General features: G+C 53.5%; 10 protein-coding genes. 1 reads left to right on the forward strand and 9 read right to left on the reverse strand.

What is annotated here, in order from left to right; translation table 11 throughout:
• Positions 1–82: 82 nt before the first annotated feature.
• The 9 genes from JR346_RS08380 to sdhC all read right to left on the reverse strand — a co-directional run bounded on the left by JR346_RS08380 (position 83) and on the right by sdhC (position 10663).
• Positions 83–1366: an ABC transporter permease gene (locus JR346_RS08380; protein ID WP_204877437.1), complete on the reverse strand. Its 1284-nt coding sequence runs from the start codon at positions 1364–1366 to the stop codon at positions 83–85.
• Positions 1366–2625, reverse strand: coding sequence for an ABC transporter permease (locus JR346_RS08385; RefSeq protein WP_205482225.1), 1260 nt, complete (start codon positions 2623–2625; stop codon positions 1366–1368). The genes JR346_RS08380 and JR346_RS08385 overlap by 1 nt, the downstream gene beginning before the upstream one ends.
• Complete coding sequence (locus tag JR346_RS08390; protein ID WP_204877439.1) at positions 2622–4253, reverse strand: ABC transporter ATP-binding protein; 1632 nt, start codon at positions 4251–4253, stop codon at positions 2622–2624. The genes JR346_RS08385 and JR346_RS08390 overlap by 4 nt, the downstream gene beginning before the upstream one ends.
• 248 nt (positions 4254–4501) lie before the next feature.
• The gene (locus JR346_RS08395) at positions 4502–5599 is read right to left on the reverse strand and encodes a BMP family protein (protein WP_239478819.1); all 1098 of its coding nucleotides are present in this window, start codon (positions 5597–5599) and stop codon (positions 4502–4504) included.
• Between the two features lie 177 nt (positions 5600–5776).
• Positions 5777–6946, reverse strand: coding sequence for an amidohydrolase (locus JR346_RS08400; RefSeq protein WP_240334044.1), 1170 nt, complete (start codon positions 6944–6946; stop codon positions 5777–5779).
• A 254-nt stretch (positions 6947–7200) separates the two neighbouring features.
• Positions 7201–7986 carry a succinate dehydrogenase iron-sulfur subunit gene (locus JR346_RS08405; RefSeq protein ID WP_204877440.1) on the reverse strand — a complete coding sequence of 262 codons (786 nt, stop codon included), beginning with the start codon at positions 7984–7986 and terminating at the stop codon, positions 7201–7203.
• A gap of 1 nt (position 7987) precedes the next feature.
• Positions 7988–9751, reverse strand: a complete 1764-nt coding sequence (gene sdhA / locus JR346_RS08410; protein ID WP_204877441.1) for a succinate dehydrogenase flavoprotein subunit — start codon at positions 9749–9751, stop codon at positions 7988–7990.
• Between the two features lie 42 nt (positions 9752–9793).
• On the reverse strand, positions 9794–10279 hold the full coding sequence (locus tag JR346_RS08415) for a succinate dehydrogenase hydrophobic membrane anchor subunit (protein WP_204877442.1): 486 nt from the start codon (positions 10277–10279) through the stop codon (positions 9794–9796).
• A gap of 3 nt (positions 10280–10282) precedes the next feature.
• Entirely contained in the window at positions 10283–10663 is a 381-nt protein-coding gene (gene sdhC / locus JR346_RS08420; RefSeq protein ID WP_204877443.1) for a succinate dehydrogenase, cytochrome b556 subunit, read from the reverse strand.
• A 311-nt stretch (positions 10664–10974) separates the two neighbouring features.
• On the opposite strand from sdhC, the gene JR346_RS08425 reads away from it, so the two are divergent.
• Positions 10975–12084, forward strand: coding sequence for a mannose-1-phosphate guanylyltransferase (locus tag JR346_RS08425; protein ID WP_204877444.1), 1110 nt, complete (start codon positions 10975–10977; stop codon positions 12082–12084).
• Positions 12085–13077: the final 993 nt, after the last annotated feature.

Genomic DNA, 13077 nt, shown 5'->3' on the forward strand with positions numbered 1-13077 from the left:
GATAGCAAAAACTCCCCGTCTAGTAATGTTCACAGAACACCGCTGAACGGGGAGTCCGAAACCCTCCACAAGGTTTATAGGCTTATCCCTTGATGTAGGGCTTGCCCGCAGCCGCCGGACCGCGTGAGGCACCCACCAAACCTGCAACCGCGAAGATTGTCACCAGGTAGGGCAGCATTGCCAGCAACTCGGTCGGCACTGAGGTTCCCAGCAGAGATAGCACAAAGTTAAGCTGCAAAGTAAAGCCAAAGAGCAAGGAGGCAAAGAGAGCGCCAAAGGGCTTCCAACGTCCGAAAATAAGCGCCGCAAGAGCGATATAACCCTGACCCGCGGTCATGTTCGCATTGAAGGACGAAACCGACACCAAAGTGAAGAAAGCACCACCCATACCTGCAACAACGCCAGCAAGCAGGACGTTCGTAAAACGCAGACGATTCACATTCACACCCAAGGTATCAGCTGCTTTGGGGTGTTCACCCACTGCACGGGTACGCAGACCCCACTTGGTTTTGTTCAGCGCAAACCAAATCAGACCCACCGTCAGATACATGAGATACACCAGCACAGACTGGTTGAACAGCACCGGTCCCACCACGGGAATCTGTGAAAGCACGGGAATCTCAAAAGTGGGTAGCTTCGGTGCTGAGTTGAGGTTCGCCTGATCAGCTTGTAGGACGCGCGAGTAGAGAAAACCGGTAAGACCCGATACCAGCACGTTTACCACGACGCCCACAATGGTCTGATCTACCAGATACTTGATAGAGAACACCGCAAGAATCAAAGAAACCAGCACACCGCCAACCATCGCAGCAACCAGACCAACCCAGGGGTTACCAGTGATCGAAGCTGCTAGCACAGCGGTGAAAGCACCCAGCAGCAGCTGAGCTTCAATCGCGATGTTAATAATGCCGGAGCGCTCGCACAAAAGACCGCCGAGCGAACCGAAAATCATGGGGATTGACAGGGTGAGCGCACCGGTCAGCAAGGTAACGAGCGAAAGATCTGAGGAACGTGCCGAACCGATAATCCACACCAGCATTCCGGTAATGAAGAAGAACCAGAAAGCAATTTGCAAGGCACGGTGAATTTCGTGACCTTTATTCATCTGCACGAACGCGAAAGCAGCAATAGCTGCCATCGTGATGGAGGCGATCCAGCCGTAAACGGTGGGGTCAATCGCTAGGTCGGGAACAGTATAGCTTTTAAGCCCGTCGGAGAGACGGAAATTAACTGTATTGCTCGGTGCCTTGAGACCCACCAGTAGAAGCGAGGTCAGGGCAAGCACCGCGTAAATGATGGGGTTGCGCCAGTGCCGGACGATATTTTTTTCTTCTCGTGCTAAGGCGGGGGTAGCTGCTATAGACATTACTTAGCCTCCTGAAGTGAGATCTTCGATAAAGCCTTCTTAGGGTTTTCGGGGTCAGGAAGGCGGAAGATGGTGCGTACCAGCGGAGGTGCCGCAATAAAGAGAACAATCAGCGCCTGAACGACCAGCACGATATCAATGTTGGTGCCGGTTTCAACCTGCATTGTAACGCCACCGGCACGGAATGCACCGTAGAGCAGGGCTGCGAAGAAGGTTCCCCAGGGCTTGGCACGTCCGAGCAGTGCCACGGTGATAGCGTCAAAACCAAAGGTCGCTGCGATGCCCGTGGTCAAGACCTTTTCTGTACCTGCAACCTGGGCAGCGCCAGCGAGACCAGCCAGGGCACCAGCAATAGCCATGACCACGATGTAGCCGTTTGAAACATTGATACCGGCGGTGCGGGCGGCATGGGGGTTAGCACCCACTGCGCGCAGACGGAAGCCCACGGTGGAGCGGTTAATCAACCAGGCAGCAAAGATAACTGCGACAATAGCCAGTATAAAGCCCCAGTGCAGGCGGAACCCCTTGCCCAGAAGAAGAGGGAAGAGCGCCCCCTCGGGCAGAATCGGCGAAATAGGGTTCGAGCTGCCTTCGCGCTGAAAGCCGGGGGTTTTGAGAAGCAAGAGAATAAGGTTTGCCGCAATGTAGTTGAGCATGATCGAAAGAATCACCTCGTGGGCACCGGTCTTAGCCTTGAGCAGACCGACCAGACCACCCCAGAGCGCACCACCGACCATACCACCAAGAACAACCATCAGAATCAGGACGGGGGCGGGCAGGTCATAGGTGAAACCCACGTAACCTGACACCAGAGCGCCCAAAATAATCTGCCCCTGTGCACCAATGTTGAACATACCCGCGCGGAAGGGCAGAGCTACAGCAAGACCTGCAAAGATCAGGGGTGTTGCCACGGTGAGGGTTTCCGTCAGCGGACGAATGCTGGCGGTGAAGCTCTTCGCGTTGGGGTTGTAAATTGAGCCGTGGAACATGGCGATGTAAGCATTGGTCGCTGATTTCCAAGCGGCGGCAAGGGTGTCGAGCGGACGCGCGAAGAAGTAGCTTGATGCCTTTTGAGTTGCCGGGTCAGTGAGGGCAATAAGCACACCGCCCAGGAACAGGGCGGCAATAAGCGCGCCGAGTGAGAGACCGAAGCTGCCGCCGAGCAAGCGAGTTGCCAGTGAGGGCTTTTCGCTGGTGCTCATCTGCGGGTTAGCAGCCGCAGGTGCGGCTACTGCCGCGGGCTTATTTTCTGCGCTCATGCGCGCTCTCCTTCACTGGTCGATGGGGTGTTTTCTGCCCAGGGCACTTGCGTGGTTTGCTGTGCTACCGGAGGAACAGAATCAGTCTCGGGAAGGCTCCCGGTAGCCTCCTGCTGGCTAGCCTTTGCTTCTTCGTAGGAAGCTCCCGCCATCATTTGACCGAGCACAGAACGAGGGGTGTCTTTGGGTGCAATACCCATGAGTTCGCCGTGGAAGAAAACAGCGATGCGATCAGCAAGTGCGTAGACTTCATCGAGTTCAGTGGAAACAATCATGACGGGTACGCCCTTGTCGCGCTCAGCAACAATGCGTTTGTGGATGAATTCGATGGAGCCAACGTCCACACCGCGGGTAGGTTGTGAAGCAACGAAGAGTTCAAGGTCGCGCGAGAGTTCACGCGCCACCACGATTTTCTGCTGGTTACCGCCTGAGAGAGTGGACGCCGCGTCCGCAGTTGAACCCATACGGATATCGAACTCGCTACCGGCGCGAGCTGCGTTCGATGAGACCGCTGAGCGTTTGAGGGTGCCCGCCGATGAGTAATCTGAGGTGTCAAAGAGATCGAGAATGAGGTTCTCAGCAATGGAGAATGAACCGACAAGCCCGTCTTTGCTACGGTCCTCGGGTACAAAGCCAACACCGGAGTGCAGTACCTGCTTGGTGGTTTTGCCCAGCAGTTCTTGACCGTTGAGCTTCAGAGAGCCGGTAGCTTTGGAGTGTAGACCGATGATGGATTCAGCAAGCTCAGTCTGCCCGTTACCCTGCACGCCGGCAACTGCCAGAATCTCGCCGCCGCGCACCTCAAAGCTGACATTCTTAAGCAGGGGAACGCCGTTATCAGCGATTAAGGTCAGGTTGGAGACCTCAAAAATATTATTGTTGAGCTTCGGCTCATCTTTATCAACGGTGAGCTGAACGGCTTTACCCACCATCAAGGACGCCAGTTCATTGGTTGACGCGCTGGGATCAGCAGTGCCGACGACCTTGCCGCGTCGAATCACCGTGATATCGTCAGAAACCTGACGGACTTCACGCAGTTTATGGGAGATAAAGAGTAGAGATTTGCCGTCACGACGCAACTGGTCCATGATTTCCAGCAACTGGTCAGTCTCAGCGGGGGTAAGGACCGCGGTCGGCTCATCCAGAATCAGAATCTCAGCATCGCGTACCAATGCCTTAATGATTTCAACGCGCTGCTGAACGCCCACCGGCAGGTTCTCAACGATGGCATCGGGGTCAACGTTGAACCCGTAACGGTCTGAAATCTCACGAATCTTCACCCGTGTTTCTTCGAGGTTGAGAGTAACGCCGTTGGTGCTCTCAGCACCCAGAGCGATGTTCTCAGCAACGGTAAAGACCGGAACCAGCATAAAGTGCTGGTGAACCATGCCAATACCTGCCGCCATCGCGTCCCCGGGCCCCTTAAAAGTAACCGGCTGGTCGTCAATGAGAATCTGACCTGACGTTGGTCTGTACAGACCGTAAATCACGTTCATGAGGGTTGACTTACCCGCACCGTTTTCGCCCAAAAGGCAGTGAACAGTGCCTGGGCGAACCACCAGGTCAATGCTGTCATTAGCGGTAAAATCACCAAATTTTTTGGTCACTTCTCGCAGTTCGAGTTTCATCGATGCGCTTTCTGTGAACGATGTTCGAGTAGTCGTTGGTACTCGCCGCGATTCTTATACCCAGAAGAATAAAAATCAGCGGCAAATAAAGTTATATTGCGCGTGCTATTTTACCGGTAGCGCAACACTTTTGGGTACTGCCAGCAGCCCCAAGAGCTAGCAGAACGATTAATACAGCATAAAACCCGCAGCTAAGGTGAGATTTCTTAGCTGCGGGCTCAAAAAGCTACCTGTTGGCAGCAACTACCTTAGGCAGAGGGTGAACCTGCGGTCTCAACCTTGATGTCACCGCTAATGATCTTAGCCTTGATGTCATCGAGAGCTGCCTTGGTCTCAGCGCTGACTTCGTCTTCGAAGTTGTGGAAGGGAGCTAGTGCTACGCCACCGTTCTCCAGGGTACCGACGTAGGCTTCGCTGGTGAAGTTGCCTTCAACGTCCTGTTTAAAGGTCTCCAGCACAGCTTCCTTCATCAGCTTCTGCACTGAGGTCAGAATGATATCTCGGTATTCGGGGTTGGTTTCGAAACCGTCTGAGTCAACCCAAATCACGGACGCGGGTGAGTCAGCGTTGCTAGCGTTGTGCTCCTTGACAGCTTCGAGGGTGCCGCCACCTACGGGGCCTGCTACGGGCATGATTACGTCAGCGCCTTCTGAGAGGAAGTTCTGGGTGTTGGTTTTGCCCTTGCCCTGGTCGGTGAAGTCACCGGTGAAGGTACCGTTCTGCGCCTCGGTATCCCAGCCCAGAACCTCAACGTTCTTGTCGTTCTGCTCATTGTAGTACTTCACGCCCTGCGCAAAGCCGTCCATGAAGATGGTAACGGTCGGGAAGTTCAAGCCGCCGTAGGTTGCTACCTTGCCGGTCTTGGACTGAGCCGCTGCCAAGTAACCTGCCTGGAACGCTGCCTGAGCGGTGTCATAGACGAGAGGGCGAACGTTGTCGAGTTCGATAGAACCATCATCAACAATTGCAAAGTGCAGGTCAGGGTTAGCTTCTGCAACTTCCTTGGTCGCATCTGCCAAACCGAAACCAACGGTGACGGTCATGTTACAGCCTGACTGAACCATCTGGTTGAGGTTGGGACCGTACTCGGTTTCGCTGGTTGACTGAGCTTCGCCCTTTTCAATGCCCAACTCTTCAACAGCGGCGGTTAGACCCGCGTAAGTGTTTTCGTTGAAGGACTTATCATCGAAACCACCGAAGTCTGATACCATGCAGCCCCTGTAATCGGCGTTATCGCCTGATGCGGTTGATGATTCTTCGGGTGCTGCACCACAAGCTGAAAGCAAAAGTGCTGAAATGCCCAGGAGTGAACCTGCGCCTGCCATGTTCTTACGTGAGAGTGCCATGGGGATCCCTTCAATCAGGATCTGATGAGGTCAGAAAAAGTGTGGGTTTCTGGTCATCAGTTTTTGAGCAATACAGAACACATTCTAATGCTTTTAAAGCCCACAGCTAAATTATTTTTCACTTTAAATTCATCTTGTTATCAATCAGCAGCAAGACAAAGGCTATTACACCAGGATTCAGGCGGTCTCTAGGGCAATGCTACGTAAAGCAGCAGCAACCATAACGCGCACGCCGTTACCAATTGCTTCTTCCTGCGGGTTGTAATCTCCCTGGTGCAGGTCAAAGGTTTCTCCTCCCTGCGCTCGAGTTCCCAGACGAACCATCGTGCCAGGAACCTCCTGCAACATCCACGAGAAATCTTCACCGCCCATGGACTGCTCAACAAGAATCACGCTATCCTCGCCCAGCTCCGCGCGTGCGGCATTTTCAATGAGAGTGGTCTCCGCCTCAGTATTGACCACCGGTGGAACTCCGCGTTCGTGCTCAAGACTCACACTCAAACCGTAGGGGGCAGCAACCTGCTCTACGACCTCGTCCAGCATCTGCCCCGCCTTGTACCAGGCATCCGCGTCCAAGCAGCGCATAGTGCCCGCCATGAAGCCTGTCGCCGGAATAGCGTTGGGGGCAACACCCGCCTCAATCTGCCCCCACACCACCAACACACCGGAGCGTACATCAGTGCGGCGCGAAAGAACAGCGGGAACATTCACAGCAATCTGGCTCATCGCAAAAATCAAATCTTCGGTCAGGTGCGGACGCGATGTGTGCCCGCCGTGCCCATCAAGGCGAATGCGCACAGTGTCAGAGGCTGAAGTGATAGCGCCAATACGCGTACCAATCTTTCCTACATCCACCTTGGGATCACAGTGCAGGGCAAAAGCACGCGGAACATCTTTAAGCCAGCCCGCCCTAATTACCTCTAGTGCGCCCCCAGGCTGTTGCTCTTCCGAAGGCTGGAAGATCACGCGAATAGTGGCGCCCAGTGGCTTTGTTTTATTCATCGCGTCCAAAAGAAGCGTAACGCCCAGCATAACGGTCAGGTGAATATCGTGACCGCACGCATGCATAACCCCCGGGGTCTGCGATGAGTAAGCAAGGCCGGTTTGCTCCTGCACCGGTAGGGCATCAATATCAGCCCTGAAAGCCGCCGCGATTGGACCTTCACCAATATCAACGCGCACACCGGTATAACCGGGCAAATAAACAGGTCTCAGCCCCGCATCGCGCAGACGGTGAGCAATTTTCTCTGTGGTCTGAAACTCCTGAAAAGAGAGCTCCGGGTTACGGTGAATATCCCGGCGAAACTCAATGAGCTCCTCCAAAAAATCATGCAGATACCCCCCCATCAGTGTGGAGGTCAAAGACGCCGAAGATTTCTGAGATGCAACCATAGTTTTTAGGATAGTAGCCACAAGCCCTACGGGGTAATTTTTACGGACGCGGTAACCCATCAGGCTTTTATGACGTTTTATGACGCACCCTAGCAGCCGGATTCACTCGCTACCTCTGACACAGCAAACGGCGCCCGTCTGTGCTGTACAAGACGGGCGCCGTTTGCTGCTATACCGGTGATTCTTTCACAAGAATCTTTACGCGGAGTTTAGAGGGAGCGGGCGATAATAGCCTGCTTGACCTCAGCAATAGCCTTAGTGATCTGAATGCCACGGGGGCATGCTTCGGTGCAGTTGAAGGTGGTACGGCAACGCCATACGCCCTCTTTGTCGTTGAGAATCTCCAAACGCATATCGCCAGCATCATCACGAGAATCGAAGATGAAACGGTGAGCATTGACAATTGCTGCCGGACCAAAGTACTGACCATCTGTCCAGAAAACGGGACATGACGAGGTACACGCAGCACACAGGATGCACTTGGTGGTGTCATCAAAACGCGCACGATCAGCCTGAGACTGAATGCGCTCACGCTCGGGCTCATGCTCGTCATTCATCAAGAAGGGCATAATCTCACGGTATGCCTGGAAGAAAGGCTCCATATCAACGATAAGATCTTTCTCGCAGGGCAGACCTTTGATAGCCTCAACAGTAATCGGCTTGGAAAGGTCAAGATCCTTCAGCAGAGTCTTGCACGCCAGACGGTTGCGACCGTTGATACGCATCGCGTCCGAACCGCAAATACCGTGAGCGCAGGAGCGGCGGAAAGACAGCGAACCATCGATTTCCCACTTCGCCTTGTGCAAAGCATCCAGCACACGGTCAGTGCCATACATGGTCAGCTTAAACTCGTCCCAGTGTGATTCCTCTGAAATCTCAGGGTTGTAGCGACGCACCTGCAGGGTGATGTCGTAGGTAGGAATAGCGCCAGCGCCACCGGTCTCCGACTTCAGTTCTACCCGTGACTCGGGTTCTTTTGCTTCAAAATCAGCCATTTTAGTACTTACGCTCCATCGGCTCGTAACGGGTGAAGACTACGGGCTTGGTATCGAAACGCAAACCTGCAATGCCCTCAAACTCAGCGTTTTCATCTTTGTAAACCATTGAGTGCTTCATGAACTTCTCATCATTACGATTGGGGAAGTCCTCGCGGAAGTGACCGCCACGTGATTCCTCACGGTTCAGCGCAGCAACGGACATTACCTTTGCCAGTTCCAGCAAGAAGCCCAGCTCAACTGCCTCCAGCAAATCAAGGTTGAAGCGCTTGCCCTTATCCTGAACAGAAATGTTCTTGTAGCGCTCTTCAAGCTCATTGATCTTGTTGATGGCGTTGTGGATGGTGTCAGCAGTACGGAATACCTGCATGTCGGCGTCCATAACGTCCTGCAGTTCCTTGCGCAACACGCCCACCTTTTCGGTGCCGTTACCCTCGCGCAGGGTGTTCAGCAGCTCCAGGGTGTCGTTGGCTGCGTCCTCGGGAATCGGCAGGAAGTCAGCGGTAGCAGCGTACTCAGCAGCAGAGATGCCGGCGCGCTTACCAAAGACGTTGATATCCAGCAGTGAGTTAGTGCCCAAACGGTTTGAGCCGTGCACCGAAACGCAAGCAACCTCACCAGCTGCATAGAGACCGGGAATAGTCTCTTCTGAGTTTGCGTACACCTCAGCCTCAATGTTGGTGGGAATACCCCCCATTGCGTAGTGTGCGGTGGGGAACACTGGGACGGGCTCAGTGTAGGGCTCAACGCCCAGGTAGGTACGAGCGAACTCGGTAATATCGGGTAGCTTCTCATCAATGTGAGCGGGCTCAAGGTGGGTGAGATCCAGCAGAACGTAGTCCTTGTTGGGACCGCAACCGCGTCCTTCACGAACCTCATTCGCCATCGAGCGAGCAACAATATCGCGAGGAGCTAGATCCTTAATGGTCGGTGCGTAGCGCTCCATGAAACGCTCACCGTCAGAATTACGCAGGATACCGCCCTCACCGCGAGCAGCTTCAGACACCAGAATGCCCAACCCTGCAAGACCGGTCGGGTGGAACTGCACGAACTCCATGTCTTCCAAAGGAATGCCGTTGCGCAGGGCAATAGCCATACCGTCACCGGTAAGGGTGTGAGCGTTTGAGGTGGTCTTGAAGATTTTGCCACAGCCACCTGATGCAAACACGATTGACTTAGCCTGGAAAACGTGAACGTCGCCGGTTGCCAGATCGTAAGAAACGACGCCAGCAGGACGCTTGTTGCCGTTTTCGTCATCGACCATCACCAAATCAAGCACGTAGTACTCGTTGAAGAACTCAACGTTGTGCTTGACACAGTTCTGGTAGAGGGTCTGCAAAATCATGTGACCGGTACGGTCTGCTGCGTAGCATGCGCGGCGAACGGGTGCCTTACCGTGATCGCGGGTGTGACCACCAAAACGACGCTGGTCAATACGCCCCTCGGGGGTGCGGTTGAAGGGTAGACCCATCTTTTCCAAATCGAGTACTGCGTCAATAGCTTCTTTCGCCATGACCTCAGCCGCGTCCTGGTCTACCAGGTAGTCGCCGCCCTTGACGGTATCAAAGGTATGCCATTCCCAGTTATCGTCTTCAACGTTCGCTAGAGCAGCACACATGCCGCCCTGCGCTGCACCGGTGTGGGAACGAGTGGGGTAAAGCTTAGTCAGTACAGCAGTGCGTGAACGCTGACCTGCTTCAATAGCCGCACGCATACCGGCACCGCCGGCACCAATAATAACTACGTCGTACTTATGTACCTGCATGGTGAGAATGCTTCTTTCTCTGTTTCAAAAAATTATGGTGTTCTACGGTGCTGTGCAGAAGGAAGGCAACAGCTCAGCCGATGCACCAACGGGGCACGGATCAAAGGTGAAAATCACCAGAGTGCCCACCAGAATGACGAACGCGGATGCCAGGAAGAGGATGACCTTCAAGAAGGTACGAACGCCGTCTTTCTGAGCATAGTCATCAATGATGGTGCGAATACCGTTGGTGCCGTGCAACATTGCAAGCCACAGCAACAGCAGATCCCATACCTGCCAGAAGGGGTTAGCGAGCTTACCGCCCACGAAGCCGAAGTCGATGCGGTGTACGCCTTCGCCCATCATGAGGTTCACAAAAAGGTGACCAAAAATCAGCACGACCAGCATGACGCCCGAAAGGCGCATGAAGAGCCAGGCGTACATCTCAAAGTTATTGCGCTTTGAGGATGAGCGGTTGTACTTTACACCATTGACGGTGATATCACGGCTACGAGGTGCAGCTACCTTAGCTTTCAAAGGAGTAGGCATGTCTTAGTGACCTCCAAAGACGATGGGAAGGTGGCGGAAGAGGAAGCCAGCCATGAAGATTGCCCAGAGGATCAAAACGCCCCAGAGCAGAGCTTTGTGATTCTTGGTGCCGCCACTCCAAAAATCAACCAGAATAATGCGGATACCGTTGAAAGCGTGGTAGAGAATAGCCGCTACCAGACCGGCCTCGCCAAGACCCATGATAGGGTTCTTGTAGATATGCATGATTGCATTGTAGGTTTCAGGTGAAACGCGCACCATTGCGGTATCGAGCACGTGAACCAACAAGAAGAAAAAAATCGCAATACCTGAGATGCGATGAGCTACCCATGACCACATACCTTCGCGGCCGCGGTAGAGGGTGCCCTTGGATGTATTCGGCACTGAATAGCCTCCTGCACGTGAGAGTCGTAAAGCGCTGACCTCCACCGCAGTATTTCACAGCTGGCTCAACGCAATACATAATTTTAGACTTGTTCTGCTATCAAAGATTACCAGCACCACGCAGACTTAAGTGACAATATGTCATAAAAAAATCCCCCTCAATTAGCCTACATTTTCATAGTCTTAATCAGTACGAGGGCGTATTTACAGGGCAAACGAAAGACTAAGCAGAACCGAGCCGGTATATCTTTTGGTCAAAATTACTTCTCGGGAGCGTTCATTATGACAAAAATGCAGGTATTCTTTAGACGATGAAAACTCCAATTGAACGTTTTTACCCGTTGATTCCCGCCGGTGGTGTCGGTTCACGCCTCTGGCCGCTATCACGTGCCACTGTGCCCAAGTTTCTGCTCAACCTCACCGGTGGTGAGTCTTCGCTGTTGCGCTCAACCTACGACCGTTTGGTTGATGTGAGCAATGGTTCTGTCATGGTCGTCACCGGTGTTGCCCATGCAAACCGTGTCACTCAACAAATTGATGAGCTACGCGCATCCGATCTAGTGCTAGAACCCTCACCGCGCGATTCCGCAGCGGCAATTGGGTTGGCGTGCGCTATTATCTACCAGCGTCAGCCCGACGCGATTATTGGTTCTTTCGCCGCTGACCACGTCATCGAACCGGTGGACGAGTTCCAGAAGGTCGTTACCGAAGCGGTGAATACTGCTGCTACCGGCAAAATTGTGACCATTGGTATTACCCCCACCGAGCCCTCCACCGCTTTTGGTTATATTCGTGCCACCCATTCTCTAGAGCTCGCTGAAGCACCACACGCTATGGCAGTAGCAGAGTTCGTGGAGAAGCCCGACGCGCCGACCGCCGCTGAGTACATCTCCACCGGGGATTACACCTGGAACGCTGGCATGTTCGTAGCGCCTGCCGAACTCATGCTCAAGCACCTAGAGCAAAATGAGCCGGAGCTGCACGCCGGGGTCACCCGTATTGCGCGCGCTTGGGATACCCCTGACCGCGATGATGTCATGAACGATGTGTGGGAAACCCTACCCAAGATTGCTATCGACTACGCGGTGGCAGAACCCGCTGCAGCTGCAGGCGATGTCGCGATGGTGCCCGGTTCTTTCAGCTGGGACGATATCGGTGACTTTGACGCTGTTGCCCGTCTCAACCTTGAAAAGACCGATAAAGAACTCTTCACCATTGGCGACGAAGTTCAGGTCTTCAACCAGAAATCAACCGGCATCATTGTTGCAGGTACCCACCGTAAGATCGCTGTCATCGGTATTGAAGATGTTGTCATCGTTGACACCCCTGATGCCCTGCTGGTAACCACCCGTAAGGACGCGCAGGATGTAAAGAATACTGTTAATGAGCTCAAGAGCCAGGGCTTAGAGCGTCACCTCTAAGCTACTGCTAACTACGCTAAAAGCTGCACCCCCGGAGTTTTTGTGAGGGTGCAGCTTTTATTTATACCCGGCGAAAAGATTTAGGCTGCCCGAAACTAGTTCGCTCATTCGGTGAAACGGTCTGAGAGTACAAAAAAGCGAACTCACCATTGTCGGCGGATCCGCTGTATGAGTTATCGTTCAATGAGAGTTGCAAACGATGCCCGGCGGGTTTCATCGCGCACCGTAGCGCGGCGGGTGAAGTCGGAGGCACCCCAAAGAGACGCCCAAACATGACTGCGTCTTTAAGTACTAGTTCTCCGGCACCTGCAAAGGTAGGGAAACCCGTAGTTATCACCACCCAAATCAGGAACCCACGCATGGGGGTGTGATCAAAAATAACAGGGCCACAAAGCTCATGCCCGCAAGCAGCAAAGCACGGATACGCAGAAGCTGATGCACTGAAGACAATCAAGATTTACCATCGCCATAAACCACAGTTCGATGACCTTAATGACCTTAAAAATATCAACTTCAACAACCCTAGCTGACCATGAAAAAAATTGGTGAGCCCCTCTCCCAATGGGCGGAGTCTGATAACTTTTTCGAGGCCCTAGACACAGCAACTATCCTGCTTAGAGCTCTTGAAGGTGTTGCCCGCGCTGAAAGAATCTCGCGACTACCACCCGAGGACGCCCAGCTCTTGATGAAACTGTCAACGGTCACACTCCCCCAGCATCAGTGCCCAAGTAACCCCTGACATCAAAGACCGCCTTACCAGCGACATCCAAGAGCAAAGCATGAACACGCCTGAGGTTATCCGAGAAGCACTTGACACATTCCCACTCCAAGCAGCTTAGAAAGCCACAACCAGGGCGCTGATCTTAGGTGCGATGCAGACCATCTTATCTTTTACGTTCAAAGCTCATCGGTTAGATAGAATCCCCCTAACCTCGGGTAGAAAGCCCGAACGGGGTGAGAGGCCGCAAGCCGAAGATGCCATGACTACTTTGG

The sequence above is a fragment of the Rothia sp. ZJ932 genome (assembly GCF_016924835.1).
Taxonomy (GTDB): domain Bacteria; phylum Actinomycetota; class Actinomycetes; order Actinomycetales; family Micrococcaceae; genus Rothia.